The organism is Isoptericola sp. NPDC056605 (assembly GCF_042792795.1).
Classification (GTDB): Bacteria; Actinomycetota; Actinomycetes; order Actinomycetales; family Cellulomonadaceae; genus Isoptericola.
The window spans coordinates 1-19,708 of record NZ_JBHTVT010000022.1 but is presented as its reverse complement, the minus strand read 5'-3'; the positions used below and the strand labels follow the sequence as shown (position 1 = coordinate 19,708).

At 72.8% G+C, this 19,708-nt stretch carries 17 protein-coding genes; 6 read left to right on the top strand and 11 right to left on the bottom strand.

The annotated features are described in order from the left end of the window. Positions 1-43 precede the first annotated feature (43 nt). Together ACFQ8Y_RS18670 and ACFQ8Y_RS18665 are read right to left on the bottom strand one after the other, a co-directional pair. Positions 44-1,690, bottom strand: a complete 1,647-nt coding sequence (locus tag ACFQ8Y_RS18670) for a DHA2 family efflux MFS transporter permease subunit (protein WP_430586395.1) — start codon at positions 1,688-1,690, stop codon at positions 44-46. A gap of 54 nt (positions 1,691-1,744) precedes the next feature. Next, positions 1,745-2,212, bottom strand: a complete 468-nt coding sequence (locus tag ACFQ8Y_RS18665; RefSeq protein WP_430563771.1) for a MarR family winged helix-turn-helix transcriptional regulator — start codon at positions 2,210-2,212, stop codon at positions 1,745-1,747. A 91-nt stretch (positions 2,213-2,303) separates the two neighbouring features. Between ACFQ8Y_RS18665 and ACFQ8Y_RS18660 the strand changes: the two genes are divergently transcribed. The 3 genes from ACFQ8Y_RS18660 (at position 2,304) to ACFQ8Y_RS18650 (ending at position 4,955) form a co-directional block, all read left to right on the top strand. Further along, the gene (locus ACFQ8Y_RS18660; RefSeq protein ID WP_430586394.1) at positions 2,304-3,401 is read left to right on the top strand and encodes an LLM class flavin-dependent oxidoreductase; all 1,098 of its coding nucleotides are present in this window, start codon (positions 2,304-2,306) and stop codon (positions 3,399-3,401) included. Next, positions 3,398-4,060, top strand: coding sequence for an NADPH-dependent F420 reductase (locus ACFQ8Y_RS18655; RefSeq protein WP_430550225.1), 663 nt, complete (start codon positions 3,398-3,400; stop codon positions 4,058-4,060). Before ACFQ8Y_RS18660 ends, ACFQ8Y_RS18655 begins: the two co-directional genes overlap by 4 nt. Before the next feature lie 220 nt (positions 4,061-4,280). Beyond that, entirely contained in the window at positions 4,281-4,955 is a 675-nt protein-coding gene (locus ACFQ8Y_RS18650; RefSeq protein ID WP_430586393.1) for a DUF4287 domain-containing protein, read from the top strand. A 40-nt stretch (positions 4,956-4,995) separates the two neighbouring features. Here the strand turns inward: ACFQ8Y_RS18650 and rbsD are convergent, their stop codons facing one another. The 9 genes from rbsD to ACFQ8Y_RS18605 all read right to left on the bottom strand — a co-directional run bounded on the left by rbsD (position 4,996) and on the right by ACFQ8Y_RS18605 (position 14,019). Next, positions 4,996-5,493: a D-ribose pyranase gene (gene rbsD, locus ACFQ8Y_RS18645; protein WP_430550227.1), complete on the bottom strand. Its 498-nt coding sequence runs from the start codon at positions 5,491-5,493 to the stop codon at positions 4,996-4,998. Continuing rightward, positions 5,490-6,428 carry a ribokinase gene (locus tag ACFQ8Y_RS18640; protein ID WP_430586392.1) on the bottom strand — a complete coding sequence of 313 codons (939 nt, stop codon included), beginning with the start codon at positions 6,426-6,428 and terminating at the stop codon, positions 5,490-5,492. The genes rbsD and ACFQ8Y_RS18640 overlap by 4 nt, the downstream gene beginning before the upstream one ends. A gap of 35 nt (positions 6,429-6,463) precedes the next feature. Then, the gene (deoC, locus tag ACFQ8Y_RS18635; RefSeq protein WP_430550229.1) at positions 6,464-7,168 is read right to left on the bottom strand and encodes a deoxyribose-phosphate aldolase; all 705 of its coding nucleotides are present in this window, start codon (positions 7,166-7,168) and stop codon (positions 6,464-6,466) included. 32 nt (positions 7,169-7,200) lie between these two features. Beyond that, a complete protein-coding gene (locus ACFQ8Y_RS18630) occupies positions 7,201-8,055 on the bottom strand; it encodes a carbohydrate ABC transporter permease (protein WP_430550230.1) in 855 nt (284 codons plus the stop codon). After that, positions 8,052-8,909: a carbohydrate ABC transporter permease gene (locus ACFQ8Y_RS18625; protein ID WP_430586391.1), complete on the bottom strand. Its 858-nt coding sequence runs from the start codon at positions 8,907-8,909 to the stop codon at positions 8,052-8,054. Before ACFQ8Y_RS18625 ends, ACFQ8Y_RS18630 begins: the two co-directional genes overlap by 4 nt. 61 nt (positions 8,910-8,970) lie before the next feature. Continuing rightward, the gene (locus ACFQ8Y_RS18620) at positions 8,971-10,248 is read right to left on the bottom strand and encodes an ABC transporter substrate-binding protein (RefSeq protein ID WP_430563765.1); all 1,278 of its coding nucleotides are present in this window, start codon (positions 10,246-10,248) and stop codon (positions 8,971-8,973) included. An 89-nt stretch (positions 10,249-10,337) separates the two neighbouring features. Beyond that, complete coding sequence (locus ACFQ8Y_RS18615; RefSeq protein WP_430586390.1) at positions 10,338-11,798, bottom strand: hypothetical protein; 1,461 nt, start codon at positions 11,796-11,798, stop codon at positions 10,338-10,340. Positions 11,799-11,848: 50 nt separating this feature from the next. After that, positions 11,849-12,868, bottom strand: coding sequence for a hydroxyacid dehydrogenase (locus tag ACFQ8Y_RS18610; RefSeq protein WP_430586389.1), 1,020 nt, complete (start codon positions 12,866-12,868; stop codon positions 11,849-11,851). Next, positions 12,865-14,019 carry a mandelate racemase/muconate lactonizing enzyme family protein gene (locus ACFQ8Y_RS18605; RefSeq protein WP_430586388.1) on the bottom strand — a complete coding sequence of 385 codons (1,155 nt, stop codon included), beginning with the start codon at positions 14,017-14,019 and terminating at the stop codon, positions 12,865-12,867. The genes ACFQ8Y_RS18610 and ACFQ8Y_RS18605 overlap by 4 nt, the downstream gene beginning before the upstream one ends. Before the next feature lie 202 nt (positions 14,020-14,221). Here ACFQ8Y_RS18605 and ACFQ8Y_RS18600 point away from each other — a divergent pair, with 202 nt between their 5' ends. The 3 genes from ACFQ8Y_RS18600 to ACFQ8Y_RS18590 all read left to right on the top strand — a co-directional run bounded on the left by ACFQ8Y_RS18600 (position 14,222) and on the right by ACFQ8Y_RS18590 (position 19,661). Beyond that, positions 14,222-14,959: a FadR/GntR family transcriptional regulator gene (locus tag ACFQ8Y_RS18600; protein ID WP_430563762.1), complete on the top strand. Its 738-nt coding sequence runs from the start codon at positions 14,222-14,224 to the stop codon at positions 14,957-14,959. A gap of 329 nt (positions 14,960-15,288) precedes the next feature. Continuing rightward, a complete protein-coding gene (locus tag ACFQ8Y_RS18595; RefSeq protein ID WP_430586387.1) occupies positions 15,289-17,727 on the top strand; it encodes a glycoside hydrolase N-terminal domain-containing protein in 2,439 nt (812 codons plus the stop codon). A 47-nt stretch (positions 17,728-17,774) separates the two neighbouring features. Further along, positions 17,775-19,661 (top strand): right-handed parallel beta-helix repeat-containing protein, encoded by a 1,887-nt coding sequence (locus ACFQ8Y_RS18590; protein ID WP_430586386.1) that lies wholly within the window; start codon positions 17,775-17,777, stop codon positions 19,659-19,661. Positions 19,662-19,708: the final 47 nt, after the last annotated feature.

The following is a 19,708-nucleotide window of genomic DNA, read 5'->3' as shown; positions in this document are numbered from 1 at the left end:
GGAGGGGCGGCGCCGTCGTCGTGCGAGGGACCGCGCCCGCCGGTCAGCGCGTCGCGGCGACGGGCTCGCGGTGCTGCACGGGCGACATCGCCGCGGCGCAGAGCACCCCGACGACGAGCACCACGCCCACCAGCAGCAGCGTCTGCGCCGCCGCGTCGGCGAAGCCGGCGAAGAACGCCTGCTGGGCCGCCGCCCCGACCTGCTCGGCGACCGAGGCGGGCACCGAGTCCGGCAGGTGCACGGACCCGACAGCCGTCGTGCCGAGGCTGCCGCTCGCCTGCGAGATGCCGTCGACGAACGCCTGCCGGTACTGCTCGGGCAGCTGCGCGGCGACGTCCTGCGCGGCCGCGGGGACGGTGACGCCGAGGCGCGCCGAGAGGGTCGCGACCACGACGGCGGAGCCGATGACCCCGCCCACCTGCCGGTTGGTGTTGAACGCGCCCGCGCCGGCGCCGGCCGTGCGCGCGTCGAGCCCCGACGTGGCCAGGTTGGACAGCGGGGAGAACGTGAGCCCGGTGCCGACGCCGAACAGCGCCATGGGCCACAGCAGCGCGTACGGCGACAGGTCCGGGTCGAGCACCGCGGCGAGCCACAGCACCGCGCCCGCGATGGCCGCGAACCCGGCCGCGACCACCCACTTGGCCGGCACCCGGTCGGACAGCCGGCCCGCGAACGGCGCGACGACGCCGGACACGAGCGAGCCGGGCATCATCACGAGCGCCGCGTTGATCGGCGTCAGGCCCAGGATCGACTGCAGGAAGATCGTCAGCGGGAAGAAGATGCCGATCATCGCGAACGTGACGACCATGCCGTCCACGTTGGCGAGGGAGAAGTTCCGGGACCGGAACAGGCGCAGCGGCAGCAGCGCGCGCGCCCCCAGGCGGTGCTGCCACCAGACGAAGACCGCGAGCACGAGGACGCCGAGACCCACCAGCGTCCACACGGAGAACGGCCCCCAGATGTGGCCCCAGTCGAAGTTCTCGCCCTCCTGGAGGCCGAAGACGACGGCCGCGAGGCCCAGCACGGACAGCACCACGCCCAGCGGGTCCATCGTGGTGCCGTGCGACGGGAGGTGCGGCAGCCGCGCGACCGAGAACCACAGCGCCGCGACGCCCACCGGGATGTTGACGTAGAAGATCCACTCCCAGCCGATCGTCTCCACGAAGACGCCGCCGAGCAGCGGGCCGACGAGCGTCGCGACGCCGGCGGTCGCGCCCCACAGGCCCATCGCCGCGCCGCGCTGGGTGGGCGGGAAGACGCGGGTGATCATCGACATGGTCTGCGGCGTCATCATCGCCGCGCCGACCCCCTGGACCACGCGGAAGCCGATGAGCCAGCCGATCTCGGGCTCCGAGCCGATGTTGCCGGAGAACCCGCACAGGAACGAGAAGGTCGTGAACACGATCAGCCCGGCGATGAACACCGACTTCTGCCCGTACCGGTCGCCGAGCCGCCCGGCGAGGAGCATCAGCACCGCGTACGACAGCAGATAGGCGCTGTTGACCCAGCCCACCTCGATGAGGGAGGCGGAGAACTGCTCGGTCAGGGTCGGGATCGCGATGTTCACGATCGTCGTGTCGACCATGATCATGAAGAAGCCGAGGATGAGCGGCGGGAGCACGCTCCACGCGGACCTGCCGTGCAGGTCGACGAGCGGGGTCACCGGGGCGCGCCCGGGAGAGGTGGACATGCGACGAGCGTGGCACGGGCCACCGACGGCCGCGCGCCCGGCCGACCGGCCGGTTCAGCCGCCCGGACGGTCCAGCGCGGCCCGCAGCGCGGCGGCGATCTCGCCGGCGGCGGCGAGCTGGTCGTCGGTCAGCGCGTCGACGAACAGGTGCCGCACGGCCCGCAGGTGCGCGACGGACGCCCGGCGGAACGTCGCGGCCCCCTCGTCGGTGAGCGCGACGCCAGCTGCCCGGCTCCCCTGGCGGGCGACCAGGCCGCGCCGTTCCATGCGCCCCACCTGGTGCGACAGGCGGCTGCGCTCCCAGCCGACGGCGTCCGCGAGCGCCGACGACCGCAGGCAGTGGCCGTCGGCGTCGTGCAGGGCGAGCAGCACGGCGTAGTCCGGCGAGGAGAGCCCGGACTCGGCCTGGAGCCGCGCGGACAGGCGCGAGCGCAGCGCGTCCGTGGTCTCGACGAACTCGCGCCATGTGCGCAGCTGGTCGAGCGTCGGCGAGCGCCGCGCGCCGTCCCGGTCCTGGGTCATGCCTGCCTCCGCCGCGGTGGATCGACGCTGGGAATTGACACGTCAATTCCGACGTTACCCCCGGCGACCGACACCGCCACAGGAGGGCACCATGACCACGCTCCAGCTCGGGCTCGACTCGTTCGGCGACCGCCCCGTCGGCGCCGACGGCGAGCTCGTCTCGCACGCCGCCGCGATCCGCCAGGTCGTCGAGGAGGCCGTGCTCGCCGACCAGGTGGGCGTCGACGTCGTCGCCCTCGGCGAGCACCACCGGCCCGAGTACGCGATCTCGACGCCGGAGACCGTGCTCGCGGCGATCGCGTCGCGCACCGAGCGCATCCGCCTCGCGTCGGGCGTGACGGTGCTGTCCTCCGACGACCCGGTCCGCGTCTTCCAGCGCTTCGCCACCCTCGACGCCCTCTCGGACGGTCGGGCGGAGGTCATCCTCGGGCGTGGCTCGTTCACCGAGTCGTTCCCGCTCTTCGGCTACGACCTGGCGGACTACGACCTGCTCTTCGAGGAGAAGATCCACCTCTTCACCGAGCTCCTCAAGGAGGAGCCGGTGACCTGGTCCGGCACCACCCGGCCCGCGCTGCGCGACGCCGACGTCTTCCCCAAGACGGAGTCCGGCCACCTGTCGACCTGGGTCGGCGTGGGCGGCTCGCCGCAGTCCGTGGTCCGCGCGGCGCACTACGGCCTGCCGCTGATGCTCGCGATCATCGGGGGCGAGCCGGGCCGGTTCGCGCCGTACGTCGACCTGTACCGGCGCGCGACCGCCCAGCTCGGCACGACGGCGCACCCGGTCGGCATGCACTCCCCCGGGTTCGTCGCCGACACCGACGAGGAGGCCGTCGAGATCTTCTGGCCCCACTACCGCCTGCAGCGCGACCGCATCGGCGCCTCCCGCGGGTGGCCGCCGATCCGCCGCGAGGAGTACGACGCCGAGGTGGCGCACGGCTCGCTGTACATCGGGTCGCCGGAGACCGTGGCCCGCAAGATCGCGGCCGCCGTCACCGAGCTCGGCGTCGGCCGCTTCGACATGATCTACACCACCGGCGCGCAGCCCGCCGAGGCCCGGCTGCGCAACGTGGAGCTGTACGGCACGCAGGTGGTCCCGCGGGTCCGCGAGCTCGTGGCCGAGCACGCCGCGACGCAGGACGCCGCCGAGCCCACCACCGAGCCCACCACCGAGGACGGTGACGCCGCGTGAGCGCCCCGTCGCCGGCGCCCGGCGCGCCCGCCACGATCGGCATCCTCGGCGCGGGGAAGGTCGGGACGGTCCTGGCGCGGCTCGCCGTGGACGCCGGGTACCGCGTGCTCGTCGCGGGCTCGGGCGACCCGGCGAGGATCGCGCTGACTGTGGAGGTGCTCGCCCCGGGGGCGCAAGCCGTCACGGCCCAGGAGGCCGCCGCGAAGTCCGACGTCGTCGTCCTCGCCCTGCCGCTCGGCCGCTACCGCACCGTGCCCGTGGACGCCCTGGCCGGCACGCTCGTCGTCGACGCCATGAACTACTGGTGGGAGGTGGACGGGCACCGGGCCGACCTCAGCGACCCGGCCACCTCGACGAGCGAGCTCGTGCAGGACTTCCTCCCCGCGTCACGGGTCGTCAAGGCGTTCAACCACATGGGCTACCACGACCTGGACGCCGGGGCGCGACCCGCCGGGGCGCCGGGGCGCCGGGCGATCGCCGTGGCCGGGGACGACGCCGACGACGTGCGGCAGGTCGCCGGACTCGTCGACCGCCTCGGCTTCGACGCGGTCGTCGCCGGGCCGTTGGCCGCCGGCGCGCGCCTCCAGCCCGGCACCCCGGCGTTCGGCGCGAACCTGCCCCACGACGAGCTGCGCGCGCTGGTCTCCCCCGCCGCCTGACGCCGCCCCGGGCGGCGGGCGGCGGCGGCCCCTATGCTGGTCGGCAGGGCGGCGCGTCCCGCCCGACCCCCGGACCGGCGCTCGCGCCGCCGGGACCGCGCGAGCGGTGGGGGCAGAGGGGACCTCGAGTGCTCGACGCGGTCAGGACACCGTGTTCACCGGTGCCTGCCGGTGGGCGCGAGCCGCGGGTGGCGCACCGAGCGAGCACGCAGGAGTCCTCATGACCACGCAGGAGTCGTTCAAGAAGCGCGTCCGTGCGCGCATGGCCACCACCGGCGAGAAGTACGGCGCCGCGCGCCGCACCCTCCTCGCCCAGGCCGCCCCGCCCTCCGCCGCCGGGACCCGCGCCTGGGTCTCGGAGCCCGACCTCTCCGACGACACGATCCGCGAGAGCACGGGCCGCGGGTGGGACGAGTGGGTCGCGCTCGTGGACGCCGGGCCCGGCCGCGGCGCCGGGCACACCACCATCGCCGCCTGGCTCGTCGACGCGCACGGCGTGTCCGGCTGGTGGGCGCAGTCCGTCACCGTCGGCTACGAGCGCATCACCGGCCTGCGCGTGCCGGGCCAGCGGCCCGACGGCACGTTCTCGGTCAGCCGCTCGCGGCTGACCGACGTCGACCGCGACGCGCTGCGGGCGCTGCTCGACGACGAGACCGGCCGCGCCGACCTGGTACCCGGCCTCACGCTCGCACCCCGGTCCCGGCCGGGCGTGAAGAGCCCGCGGTTCGGCGTGTCCGACGGCGACGGCGAGCACGGCGTCGCGATGTTCTCGCTGGACCCGGCCGGCTCCCGGCTGCGGCTCACCGTGACCCACGAGCGGCTCGGCTCCACGGCCGAGGCCGAGCTGTGGAAGGCGTTCTGGGCCGACTGGCTGGCGGCGCTCGACGACGCCTGACGGTCACCCGACCGGAGCCCGACCGGTCGCCGGGGGCGTGCTACCCGAGCTCGGGTCGCACGCCCTCGGCGATCAGCCGTCGGCGCTCGACGTACTCCGGCAGGATCGTCACGTCGTCGTCGGCGAACCACTCGAACGGCGCGGTCGACGCGACGAGCGCGAAGTTCGCCCAGGGCTCGAACGAGCCGGAGCGCACCACGACCTTGGCGCGCGGCGCCCAGTGCTCGACGAGGTGCTCGTGGGTCGTGCCGTGGAACGTGGCGCCCGAGCCGGTGAAGAGGTCCTGCACGTCGCCGTACAGGCGCGGGTGGTGCGTCTTCACCTCGGTGGCGAGGTGCACCTCCTCGACGAAGACCTCCTCCCGCAGGACCCGCAGGATCGTCCGCACGTCGAGGTGCCCGCGCGTCAGCGCGAGGTCGACGCGGTGAGCGTCCTTCGGGATGGGGAACCCGGCGTCGGTGACCAGCACGACGTCGGTGTGCCCCAGCGTCGCGAGCGCCCCGGCGAGCCCGGGGTGCAGGATCCGTCCGCTTCTCATGCCGTCTCCTTCGTCGTGGCTCTCGTGGTGGCGAGGAACCCCTCGACCTCGGCACGCGTCCGGTAGGACGGCACCGTCTCCCAGTGCTCGCAGCACAGCGCCGCCACGACGCCGGCGAAGGCGGCACCCGCGCGCAGGTCGCGCCCCTCCCCGAGCGCGACGGCGAGCGCCGCGTTGAAGCTGTCGCCCGCGCCGTTGGAGTCGACGACGTCGACCGCCGCGGTCGGCACCGCCGTCACGCCCTCCGCGTCGACCACGAGCGCCCCGTCCTCCCCGCGCGTGACGACGACGGCGCGCGGCCCGAGGGCGAGCAGCCGCCGGGCGAGCTCCTCGACCGGCGTGGGGTCACCGGGCGGCAGGCCCAGCGCGACCCGGGCCTCGTGCTCGTTCGGCGTCAGGACGTCCACCGCCGAGAGGTCCACGCCGCGCAGGTCGACGGCGGGCGCCGGGTTGAGCACCGTCTCCACGCCGGCGTCCCGCGCGACGCCCAGCGCGTGCAGCGCCGAGCCGAGCGGGATCTCGAGCTGGGCGAGGACGACGTCCGCCCCGCGCAGCGCGTCGGCGGACGCGTCCAGCACGTCGGGCAGCAGCCGGTCGTTGGCGCCCTTGTCGACGACGATGAGGTTGCGCCCGGCCGTGTCCTTGACGATGAACCCGACCCCCGTCGGCGCCGTCGGGTCGACCGTCACGCGCGAGTCGTCGACCCCCTCGGCCGCCATCAGGGCGCGGAACTCCGCGCCGTGCGCGTCGTCGCCCACCGCTCCGACGTACGCGACCTCGGCGCCGAGGCGAGCGGCCTGGACGGCCATGTCGGAGCCCTTGCCGCCGTACGTCTCGCGGTACTCCCGCCCCAGCAGGGTCTCCCCCGCCTCGGGCAGCCGGTCGACCGTCATCACGAGAGCCTTCGCATAGCTCCCCACCACCGTGAGCCTCATCGCTCTCCTCCGTGTCGTGCCGTGCGCCGGGGACGTCAGTAGGCGTCGGGGTCGCCGACGAGACCGTCGACGATCGCGGGCCCCGAGCTGGTGCCGACCAGCTCGGCCCCCGCCTCGAACAGGCGCTGCATCTTCTCCAGCGAGTTGACCTTGCCGGACACCTTGACCCGGCAGGGCGGCTCGATGTTCGCGGCGAGCAGGCGCACGTCGTGCTCGGTGGCCTCCAGGCCGCCCTTGCCCCAGCCCGACGACTGCTTCACCCAGTCGACCCCGGCCTCGTACGCGATCCGCGTGGCGCGGGCCTTGAGGTCGTCGGTGGGCAGGAAGCCGAACTCGAGCATCACCTTCACGGCCACGCCCTCGGCGTGCGCGAGCCGGACCACGTCCTCGATGTCGCGGGCGTAGAGGTCCTCGTCGCCGCCGAGCAGCAGGCCCGGGTGCGGCGGGAAGTCGAACTCGTCCACCCCGGTCGTGACGAGGGCGCGCAGGGCCGCGAGCCGCATCTCAGGAGTGTCGTTGGCCATGGGGAAGTTGAGCGTGGACGCGACCTTGACGCCGGTCCCCGCGAGCACGTCCTTCGCCAGCGGCACCCAGTACGGCGCGATCATCGCGGCGTCGAAGCCGTAGGCGGCGCACGTCTCCAGGTGCTTCGTCACGCCGTCGCGCGTGAGGTCGGGGTTGACGTTCGTGTACTGGATCGCGCGGGCGACCTGCGTCGGGTCGGTGAAGTCGAGGGTCATGCGGGTTCTCCTGGACAGGTGAGGTGCGCGGGTCATCCCTTGACCGCGCCGGCGGACAGGCCGCTCATGACGTGCCGTTGCATGAGGACGAAGATGAGCAGGATCGGCACCACAGCCAGCAGCAGGGTGGGGAACACGATCTCGTAGTTGGTGGTGTACGAGGACACGGCCGCGTACACACCGGTGGTGATGGTCCGGAACGACGACCCGGGCCCGAGGATGAGCTGCGGGCTGACGAAGTCGTTCCACGCGCTGAGCGCGTTGAGGATGAACGCCGTCGCGACGATCGGCTTCATGAGCGGGAACACGATCCGCCACAGCACGCGCTGCTGGCTCGCGCCGTCGATCGCCGCCGCCTCGTCGAGCGAGCGCGGCAGCATGCGGATGTACCCGGTGAAGATGAACAGGGTGAACGGGATCATGGTCGACGACATGAAGAGCACCAGGCCGGGCAGCGTCCCCATGAGGTGCAGCGCCTTGAGCACGAAGATCGCGGGCACCAGGATGATCTGCGCCGGGATGAACATGCCCGCCACGAAGAACATCAGCAGCACCCGGAACAGGATCGTCGGGGTGCGGGCGATCACGTACGCGGTGGGGACGGAGACCCCGATCGCGACGACGTTGCACGCGACGACGAGGAACAGCGTCACCGCGTAGCCGGCGACGACCGGGAAGTTCGGGTTGGACCATGCGTCCTGCAGGAACTGGGTCGTGGCCGTGGCCGGGTCGAACCCGAGCGGGGACAGCAGGATCTCCTGCTGCGGCTTGAACGCGTTGACGACGACGATGTACAGCGGCACGAGCATCGCGACCGACAGCACCGCGATCGCGATGGTGCGCACGGTCGCGCGCGACCGCGCCGTCCGGCTGCCCGACAGGCTCATGACAGCGCCTCCGCTCCTTCTTCGGCGCGCCTGCGCAGCGCGATGATCGTGAACGACAGGATCCCGGCGACGACGATCAGCAGGACCGCCTGGGCGCACGCCAGGCCCACCTTGTTGTTGGCGAAGGAGACCGCGAGGATCTCGTAGGCCCAGGTCTGCGTCGCGTCGCCGGGCCCGCCGTTGGTCAGGCCGAGCACGACCTCGTAGACCTTGAGCAGCGACAGCACCGACGTCACGATCGTCACCGTCACGGTGGGGGCGAGCGCCGGCCACGTGACGTGCTGGAACACCTGCACGCGGCCGGCGCCGTCGAGCGTCGCCGCCTCCTGGAGGTCCGCCGGCACGGCCTGCAGGCCGGCCAGGTACAGCACGAGCTGGACGCCGAGCTGGGCCCACACGATGACCGCGATCATCGTCGCGAGCGCCCAGTCCGGGTCGGACAGGAACGGCAGGGCCGACCGGCCCGACCCGGTGAGCAGGTTGTTCACCGCGCCCTGCGGGCCCAGGATCGCCTGCCACAGGAAGCCCACGATGAGGGCCGACAGCACGTGCGGGTAGAACATCACGGCGCGCGCGAACGCGGTGAAGGGCGTGGTCCGCCGCAGCAGCAGCGCCAGACCGAGCGCGATCACGTTGACGCCGAACGCCCCGACGACCGCGATGACCCCGGTGACCCACAGCGACGAGTGCATGTCGCCCGTCGGGTCGGTGAAGATCCGCGTGTAGTTCTTCAGCCCGACCCACTCGGGCGCCTGGGTCGGGATGCCGTTGTACTCGGTGAACGAGTAGTAGACGGCGTACCCGACGGGCACCACCATGAGTCCGATGTAGACCAGCGCCGCCGGGACCGTCATCAGGCCCCGGCCTAGCGCGCCCCTTCTCCCCAGCACGCGTGCCGTCCTCGCTCGAGCCATGTCAGCCCGCTGCCTCCGCGTCGTACCAGGCCGTGAGCTGGGCGGCGGCGTCGGCGGGCGACGTGCCCTGCCACAGCCCCTGCGCGACCTCGGTGAACTTCTCGTTGAACCCGGCGACCGGCAGGGCGAAGTCGCCCACCGTCTGGTTGCCGGGCACCACGAACGACGGCGCGGCGTCGATGAGCTCCTGGACCTGCCCCGCGTACTCGTTCGCGCTGGTGTCCAGGCCCTCGCGGTTGAAGTTGTCCATCTCCGCCTGGGTGGCGATGGCGTCCTCGTCGGTCACGAGGTACTCGACGAGCTGCGTGGCGGCGTCCTTGGCCTGCGTCCCGTTCCAGACCATGTACGGGAACGCCATCGTGGCGCCCATCGGCGCGGGCTGGTCGGCGGCGTCGTCGACCGGCGGCGCGAAGATCCCGACCTCGAACTCGGGCGGCGAGCCGGCGAGCGTCGTGGTGAACCAGGAGCCCATCGGGTAGATCCCGACGTCGCCCGCGATGAAGTTCGCCTCCTGCGTGCCGCTGTCCGTGGCCACGTCGTCGGCCGTCGTGTAGCCGGCGTCGATCCAGTCCGCCACGTGCTCGAACATCGGCTGGAACTGGTCGCCGAGGGTAGAGGACCCGCCGGCCACGGCCTGCTGCCACCCGGGGGTGGTGAGGTTCTGCTGCGGGTGCCAGATCTCCTGCACCTGGACGCCGGTGGCCCACTCGGAGGCGAACCCGATCGGCTTCTTCACGCCCTCGTCCTGCAGGGCCTTGAGGGCGGCGTCCATGTCCTCCCAGGTGGCGGGGGGCTCCGTGATGCCGGCCTTCTCGAAGAGGTCCTTGTTGTAGTACAGGAGCGACTGGGCCTGCATGCCCACGCCCACCACGTTGATGGCGCCGTCCGTGGAGTACAGGTCGGCCATCGGGGTGTCCTGGGCCCAGTCGTACTCCGACAGGTCGAGGATCTCGGGCGCCGTGTCCTCGGTGGGGAAGACCGACTGGATGACGTCGGGCGCCGTGCCGGCGGCGAGCTGCGTCGGGAACGTCTCGGCGACCGACTGGCCGCTCGGCCCCTCGATCTTGACGTCGATCCCCGTCTCCTCCTCGAAGGGGGCCACGAGCTCGTCCCACTTCGCCTGCGTGAGGTTGTCGGTGATGTTCACGAGCATCCGCACCTGGTCGCCGCCGCCCGAGCTGCCGCCGCCGTCGTCGGAGCTGCAGGCCGTGAGGGCGAGGACGGGTACGAGCCCGAGCGCGGAGGCGCCGATCGCCCCGCGCCGAAACCTTGCTGACATCGTTGTCTCCCTGGGTGGGTGCGTCGTCCTCGAGGACGAGGACCACTTGTCATACATGCTACATGTGAGAGGTGGCGGGCCACCAGTCCCTAGCCGAGCCGGCCTCGGAAGGGGACGGGGCCGACGACGGTCACGTCCGTCGGCCGGTCCGAGTCGTCGATCCGGAAGATCCCCTCGTCCGCGACGAAGAACGCCGGCGCGTCGGGGTACTCCAGCTCCGCCGGCAGCGGTTCCTTGTCCGTCCAGGCGAAGAACGACCGCGCGAACGTGTCGCGGTCCTTGCGGCCGAAGATGCTGAGGTCCCCGGCCGTGTACGGGCTGAGGATGCACCAGTGCACGCCGTCCTCGGCCCAGAACGCCCGGTCCGACAGGATCACCGCCTGCCGGTCGGGGTCCGCGAACACCGCGTCCCAGAACGACGCGTCCACGTCGCCCCGGGCCAGCGCGTGGCGGGCGAGGAAGAGCAGGTCGTGCGCGTGCCAGGCGGTGCTCGGCGCGACGTCGGCCTCGTGGTGCCAGCCCGTGGCCGACACGAACGGGCCGGCGGGCGACTGGTAGCGGGCGTAGGTCCGCAGGCACGCGTCGCGGAACTCGCCCAGCTCGGGCACGTCGACGTCGGCGAGCACCTCCTCGATGCCGTACAGACTCAGCCCCATCCCCGCGACCAGCATCGGCGTGGTCGAGAGCAGGTGCGTGTCGCCCCGCACGTACCAGTAGCGGTGGAAGCGGGTGCAGCCCGCGTCGTCGGTCCACGCGGAGCGCGCGACGTGCCGGCAGATCGCGACGGCCTCCTCCAGGAGGTCCGGGCGGCCGAACCGGCGCGCGCCCAGCACGAGCGGCACCACCATGAGCCCGTAGTACTCGGCGGGCTCGAGGATGCCGCCGCCCTCGCGGTCGGTCGGCTGGCGGAAGACGCCCACCGACGCGCCGTCGGGCACCCCGCGCACGTGGCTGAGGCGCACCAGGGCGTCGAGGTCGTCCTCGAGCTCGGCGGCGTAGACGTCGTCGCCGCTCAGCTCCTCGTACCGCAGCTTGGCCCAGACCCGGGCGTACTCCTGGTTCACCGTGCCGTCGAGGGTCGGCCGGCCGCCGCCGTAGACGCGGCACGCGTCGAGGTCGCGCCGTACGGCCGCGAGCACCTCGGCGCGCTCGTCGGCGGGCAGCAGGTGCCCGGCGTGCCGCAGCCCCTCCAGCAGTCCGAGGCAGCCCACCATGTTGTGGATCAGGCCCGCCGTGGCCGACTCGCCCACCTGGAACCCGATGTGGCGGAACTGCCCGTCGTCCTGCACGGCCCGCGCCTGGAAGAGCATCATCCGCCGCCACAGGTCGAGCCCGCGGTCGTCGGGGTACCGCCCGAGCACCTCGCCGAACGCCGCGGTGGCCGGGGCGGAGAACGCCTGGTGGCCGCTGGTGAAGTCGACGAACGTCGCCGGGTTCGTGCCCCACACGCTGTGGTTGTGGAAGCCCCGGATCTGCCCCTCGTCGCCTACCCACGTGCGCATCCAGCGCGCGAGCGCCGCGACGTCGGGGCCGGCCTGTCCTGCCGCCATGCGTCCTCCTGCTTCGTTGCTGCGGGTGGCATCCTCGCGCACCTCGGTCGTCACGACGCCACCAGCTCCTCCGGGTGCGCGAACGGCAGCCCACGGGCGAACCGCTCGACCTCCGCCGCGACGGAGTCGCCGATCCGGCGCAGCTCCGTGCCCGTGGAGCCCGCGAGGTGGGGCGTGAGCACCACGTTCGGCAGGCTCCACAGCTCGCTGTCCGCCGCCGGCGGCTCGGGGTCCGTGACGTCGAGCACCGCGTCGATCCGGCCGGTGCGCAGCTCGGCGAGCAGCGCCGCGCCGTCGACCACGCCGCCCCGGGCGGTGTTGACGAGGGTGGCGCCGTCCGGCATCAGGCCGAGGACCCGTGCGTCGATCTGCCCCGCCGTCCCGGGGGTGAGCGGCTGGTGCAGCGACAGGACGTCGCTGCGCGCCGCGACCTCGTCGAGGCCCGTCGCCCGTGCCCCGGGCAGGCCCGGCACCGGGCCGGGCGACAGCTCTGGGCTGTACAGCAGCACGTCGAGGTCGAACGGCCGCAGCAGCTCGACCACGCGGCGCCCGACCAGCGAGGCCCCCACGATCCCCACCGTGCGGCGGTAGTTGCCGGCGCTGGTGAGGAGGCGCTCGCCGTCCGGCGCCGCGCGTCGCTCGCGGTAGGCCCGCTCGGCGGCGTGCGCCTTCTTGTTCGCGAGCAGGATCATCGCCAGCGCGTACTCGGCGACCGGCACGGCGTTGGCGGCCCGGGCGTTCGACGCCGCCACCCCGCGCGCCGCGAGCACGGCCGGGTCCGCGAGGCACGTGCGCGCGACGCCGCCCGCGTAGGCGACCGCCCGCAGCCGCGGCACGAGGTCCGCGGGAACGGGCGGAGCGCCCCAGCCGGCGACCAGCAGCTCGGCCCCGGCGAGCCGGGCGCGAGCGGCCTCCGAGCCGACCTCGACGACGATCTCCGGGTCGAGGTCGACGACCGCGCCCAGGCGCTCGAGGCCGTCGGTCCCGAAGATCCGCTCGACGAGCTCGGGCGGGTCGAAGGCCAGGACGGCACGGGGACGCGCGCCGGTCGTCCGAGGGCTCGGGCTCATCGCTGCTCGCCCGCGCGCCGGCGCGCGAGTCGCAGGCCGGCGTCCACGGGCCGCACGTGCGGGCCCGACGGGACGGCCCAGGTGCCGGACTCGAGGTTGGTGGCGATGAGCTCCTCGTCCACCTCGATGCCGAGGCCGGGCGCGTCGCCCAGCACGATGCCGCCGTCCTGGATCTCCTGGTCCACGTGCAGCCCGACCGGCCAGGTCAGGTCCTGCACCTCCGTGACGAGGTGGTTGGGCACCGCGGCGGACGCGTGGGCGACCGGGTTGGCGTTGTAGCCGACGGGGCTCACGGGCAGGTCCCGGCCGAGCGCCAGCACGGCGACCCGCAGGAAGTGGGTGATGCCCCAGACGCTGCCCGCCTGCACGACGCCCACGGCGTCGCGGTCGAGCAGGGGCCCGTACTGCTCGAGGCCGGTGAGGTTCTCCCCGGTCGCGACCGCGGCGCGCAGCTCCGAGGCGACGGCCCGGTGCCCGGCGACGTCCCACCGGCGCACCGGCTCCTCGATCCACATGAGGTCGACCTGGTCCTCGACGCGGCGCGCGAACCGGACGGCCTGGTGGCGCCCCCAGGCCTCGTTGACGTCGTACATGAGGTCGGGGTGGTCGGTGTTCTCGCGCAGGACGTCCCGGACGATGGCGAGCCGCTTGACGTCGCGGTCGACGTCGAGGCCGCCCTTGACCTTGGCACCGGTGAAGCCGCGCTCGGCCCAGGGCTCGTAGAGCTCGACGAGCGCGTCGTCGGGCAGCGCGTACTCCAGCCCGGACGCATACGCGGGCACGAACCGGTCGGCCGCGCCGAGGGTGCGCCACAGCGGCTCGTCGGCGAGCTTCGCCTTGAGGTCCCACAGCGCCATGTCGAAGGCGCCGATCGTGCCGAACGTGCTGCCCGCGTGCCCGGACTTGAAGACGAACGCGAGCATGCGGTCGTAGAGCGCGGTCACCGCACGCGGGTCCTGCCCGTCGAGGGCGCCGAAGACCAGGTCGAGGTTGCCGCTCGCCCCGAGGCCGACGCCCGTGACGCCGGCGTCCGTCTCGAGGAGCACGACCGGCACCTCGGTCACCCCGTCCGCGACGACGCCGTTGACGTCGCCCACCGGGCGCCCCCATCGGTGGACGGTGGTGAGGGTCCGGTATCCCGTGATGCGCATCCGCTGCTCCTACTCCGCACGCGCCGCCGTCGGCGCGCGTCTCGAGGCCGGGTCGTGGGAGGTGCAGCGGCTGGGTGCCAGCGCCTCGTCGAGCCTGTCGGCTGAGTCATAACTTATGATACGAGTGATGAGTATGCAAGCCTCCGCTACGCTCGGGGTGGCCGTCAGCGCAGGCCGCGACGCAGAACGGAGCCCGGACGACATGACAACGACGCCCTCGACCGCCGGAGCGGTGCCCCGCCCCCAGCGACACCGCCCGCCGCTCGCCGCAGCGGTGGTGAAGAGCCTCGTCACGGCGATCGTCGTCGGCGAGTACCCCCCGGGCAGCGCGCTCCCCCCGGCGGGCGCCCTCTGCGAGCAGTACGAGGTCAGCCGCACGGTGATCCGCGAGGCCACCACGGCCCTGGTGGAGAAGGGCCTCGTCGCATCACGGCAGGGCTGGGGCACGATCGTGCTCGACCAGGACCAGTGGAGCCTGCTCGACCCGCTCGTCCTCGACGCGCTCTTCCAGCGCGAGGACCGGCTCGTCTACCTCGACAACCTCATCGAGATCCGCACCACCCTGGAGTGCGCGATGGCACGGCGCGCGGCCGGCCTGCTCGACGCCGAGCAGCGCTCCGCCCTCGCGGCGAAGCTCGACGAGCTCGCCGACCTGATCGACGACCCCACGGCGTACGCGCGGGTCGACCTCGAGTTCCACGAGCTGATCCACCGCGCCTCCCACGACGCCTTCGGCCGCGCGATCGTCTCCAGCGTGCAGGGCAAGGCGCTGCACTCCCCGCAGTACAGCGGCACCCCGAGCGTCGACGACGTCCGCTCGACGCACGAGGGCCACACGCGGATCCTCGAGGCGCTCGCCGCCGGCGACGGCGACGGCGCGGACGCCGCGATGCGCGACCACATCACGTCGTCCTGGGCGCGGCGCCGCCCCCAGGAGTAGCCCGGCCCGACGAGGCCTCGCCGACCACGAAGGCCCGGCCCTCCCCGCGACGGTCACGCCGCCGCCCGGAGGACCGGGCCTCTTCTCGACCTGTTGACTTGTACTACATGTGATGTACTACATTCGATCCATCGCGGCACCGCATCCCTGAGCACCTCGGGACGCGAGGACGGCGGGGCAGGGCTGCCCGGCCTCCACCGGCCGCGAGAGCACTCCAGCGACACCCTGCAGTTCCGGTACCGAAGGCGACGACGCCCGACCGCACGGGCAGCCGTTCGACCTTTCGTGGCCTCGACGACGAGACGGACGACGAGAGGGATGTGGATGCGATGACCTCGTTCACCCGACGAGACCTGCTGAGATCGAGCGGAGCCGCGGCGGCCGGCGCGGTCGTGCTGGCGGGCGGCTCCCGCGCCGACACGGCCGAGGCCGCCGCCGGGGACGCAGGCCCGGACGACGCCGCGACCGACCCGCTGGAGCTCTGGTACCCGCGTCCCGCGGCCGCGTGGCTCGAGGCGCTCGCGGTCGGGAACGGCCGGCTCGGCGCCATGGTCTTCGGCGGCGTCGCCACCGAGACCCTCATGCTCAACGAGGACACCGTCTGGGCGGGCGGGCCGCACGACTACGCCGACCCCGGCGGCGCTGAGGCCCTGCCCGAGATCCGGCGCCTCCTCGCGGAGGAGCGCTGGGCCGACGCCCAGCGGCTCGCCGACGCACGCTTCATGGGCCGCCCCACGGAGCAGATGCAGTACCAGCCCGTCGGCGACCTGCACCTCACGTTCCCCGGGCTGACGGACGACGTCGCGCAGTACCGCCGCTCGCTCGACCTGACCACGGCGGTGACCACCACGACGTTCGTCGCCGACGGCGTGCGGCACACGCGCGAGGTGTTCGCCAGCCACGCCGCCCAGGCGATCGTCGTGCGGCTGCGCGCGGACGCGCCGGGGGCCGTCTCGGTCGACGCCGCGTTCACGTCGCTCCAGGAGACGACCACTCTGGCGCACGACGGCCGGACGCTCGCCCTCGAGGGCCGCTCCGGCGAGGCCGAGGGGCTCGAGGGCGAGGTGCGGTTCGTCGCCCTGGCACGGGCCGTCGCCGAGGGCGGGTCCGTGGTGTGCGACGAGGCGTCGCTGCGGGTCCGGGGTGCCGATGCCGTCACGTTGCTCGTCACGATCGGCACCAGCCACCGCAGCTATCTCGACGTGGGCGGCGACCCCTTCGAGCAGGCGGGGCCGCCCCTGGAGCGAGCGAGCGTCAAGGGCTTCGGTGTCCTGCGCCGCGCGCACGTGCGCGACCACCGGGAGCTGTTCGGGCGGGTGGACCTCGATCTCGGCGCGTCGTCGGCGGCGGACCTGCCGACCGACGAGCGGGTGGCGGCGTTCCGCGCCGGCGGCGACCCGCAGCTCGCCGCGCTGTACTACCAGTTCGGCCGCTACCTGCTGATCTCGAGCTCGCGAACGCCCGGCCAGCCCGCCAACCTGCAGGGGCTCTGGAACGCGGAGATGCTGCCCGCCTGGCAGTCGAAGTACACGCTCAACATCAACTGCGAGATGAACTACTGGCCCGCCGGCCCGGCGAACCTCGCGGAGTGCTGGCGGCCGCTGTTCGCGATGATCGAGGAGCTCGCGGAGTCGGGGGCGCGGACGGCGCAGAAGATGTGGGGCGCCCGGGGGTGGGTGGCCCACCACAACACCGACCTGTGGCGCGGGACCGCCCCGGTCGACCACGCCTTCTACGGGGTGTGGCCCACCGGCGGCGCGTGGCTCTCGCTCCTCTTCTGGGAGCACTACGAGTACACCGGCGACCTCGACACCCTGCGCGAGTACTTCCCGGTGCTGCGCGGCGCCGTCGAGTTCTTCCTGGACACGCTCGTCGTCGACGACGCGACCGGCTACCTGGTCACGAACCCGTCGCACTCCCCCGAGCTCAAGCACCACGAGGACGACGACGAGGGCGTGAGCCTCTGCGCGGGGCCGACGATGGACTGCCAGATCCTGCGCGACCTGTTCACGGCGTTCGACAACGCGTCGCGGGAGCTCGGCCTCGACCGCGAGACCGCCGTGGCCGCCCTCGCCGCGCGCGACAAGCTGCCCCCGAACCAGGTCGGCTACCTCGGCCAGCTCCAGGAGTGGCTGATCGACTGGGAGGACGCGGCCACCGAGACCAGCCGCCACGTCTCCCACCTGTGGGGAGTGTTCCCCAGCGACCAGATCACGCCTCGCCGGACGCCCGAGCTCGCGGCCGCGGCCGACCGCTCGCTGGAGCTGCGCGGGCCGGCGGTGACCGCCGGCTGGTCCCTGGCCTGGAAGATGAACATCCGCGCCCGGCTCCTGCAGCGCGACGGCGCCTACACGCACCTCACGCAGCTGCTCTCCCCCGGCCGGACGGCGCCCAACCTGTTCGACCTGCACCCGCCGTTCCAGATCGACGGCAACTTCGGCGGCACGTCGGCGATCAACGAGATGCTCCTGCAGTCCCACTCCGGGGAGGTCTGGCTGCTGCCGTGCCTCCCCGAGGCCTGGCCCGAGGGGCGCGTGCGCGGCCTGCGCACCCGCGGAGGCTTCGAGATCACGATGACCTGGTCCTCCGGCCGCCTCGACCACGCCCGCGTGCGCTCGCTGCTCGGCCGCACGGTCCGCCTGCGCACCGACGGGCCCGTGCGCGTCGTCGGACCGGGCGGACCGGTCGCCGTCGAACGCCCCGAGGACGGCCTGGCCGTGTTCGAGACGCGGCGCGGCGCCACCTACGTCGTCCGACCGACGGTCTGAGCCCACCCACCAGCCACACCCGCACCACTCACGAGAAGAGGACACCGATGTCCAGACGATGGATCAGGACCGGCACGGCGGCGGTCGTCGCGATCAGCGCCGTTGCCGCGGTCGGGGTCGGGGCCACGGCCTTCGACCCCTACGCGGCGAGCACGCAGGCCAAGAAGTGCCCCCAGTTCTACGTCTCCCCCGACGGGGACGACTCCGCCCGGGGCACGGCGAACGACCCCTGGGCCACGGTCGACCACGCCCGCCAGCACATCCAGGACCTCGGGCTCAACCACGAGCGCAAGATGAGGTGCGACATCGTGGTCAACCTTGCCGAGGGCGACTACCCCGTCGACGAGACGATCGAGTTCACCGAGAAGGACTCCGGCACCAACGGCCACCAGGTGATCTACCGCTCCGCCGACGGCCCCGGCAAGGCCAACCTCGTCGGCGCCGAGCCCGTCACCGGCTGGGAGCCCTACCAGGACGGCATCTACAAGACGACGTTCGACCCCGAGCAGCAGTTCTACACGCTGTTCGAGGACGGCGAGCGCTCCGAGCTGGCGCGCTACCCCAACCGCACCTCGGAGGACACGCAGGCCCCGTACCTGTTCTCCGTCCTCGGTGAGCCCGAGAAGGAGGCCGTCCGTTCCTGGCTCTACTGGAAGGACGGCGACTGGGACCCGGCGTGGGACGACACCGCGGACAGCAACCCGCTCAAGGACGCCCAGATCACGGTGTGGTCCGGCGGGTCCTGGAGCTGGTTCACGGACACGATCCCGATCGGGGGCGCGGACTACCGCAAGGGCTTCGCGACGTTCGACTACTGGTCGCGGTACGCCCTGGTGAACAGCCGCAGCGGGTCGCGCTACTACATCCAGAACGCGATGCCGTTCCTGGACCAGCCCGGCGAGTACTACGTGGACCGGGAGGCCGGCGAGCTGTACTACATGCCGCGGGGCGACATCGACGACGTCACCATCATGCGGCCGACCGTGGCCAAGCTCGTGGACATCAAGGGGGACTCCCCCGAGGACAAGGCGCACGACATCACGTTCGACGGCCTCGGCGTGCAGTACTCCGACTTCGTCGACTGGTACCGCGCCGGGTGGATCAGCGCCGGCGACTCGGGCGAGCCGCACAAGTACCCCGAGTACGACCGGCAGATCGAGATGCCCCGCAACCGGTTCGGCGCCGTCACCCTCGAGAACACCTCGCACATCACCCTCACCGGCATGCACATCCGCGACACCGGTTTCATGGGCGTCTACGCCCTGTTCGCCAACGACCACCTGACGGTCGAGAACTCCCTGCTGGAGAACATCGGCGCGGACGGCATCAAGGTCGAGGGCGGCTGGCCCGGCGAGGGCGACCTCACCCACGCCCACACGTTCCGCAACCTCTCCATCGACCACGTCGGCGAGCTCGTGCCCGGCGACGCCTCCGGCATCGAGCTCATGGGCACCGGCGACAACCTCGTGGAGCACGTCCACGTCAAGCACTCCGCGCGGTACGGCATCAGCCTCGAGTCCCGTCCCGAGGTGGTCGACGGCGACCAGTACACCGACAACAACACGTTCCGGTACATCCGGATCGACCAGGCGGGACTCGACTCCGGCGACATGGGCGCCTTCTACACCTACGGCGTCGCGAACCAGGAGCCGCACCCGATCCAGAACACCGTCGACCAGATGGTCATCGGCGACGTCATCCCCGACCCCGCCGGCGCGATGCCCGACAGCGGCACCCGAGGGGTGCACATGGACGCCGGCGGCTGCGGCTTCGCGTTCAGCAACGTGGAGGTCGGCAGGACCACCGACCAGTCGTACCAGTCGTACGACTGCAACGAGGTCACCAACGGCAACTGGGAGGACGACTTCGACGCCACCCGGATGCAGTACGACCAGATCGGCGTCACCGCCGACTTCCCCTACCCCGTCGACTGACCACCCCGCGGCCGGGGGGGGCGGGCCCCCCCCCCGGGGGGGGGGGG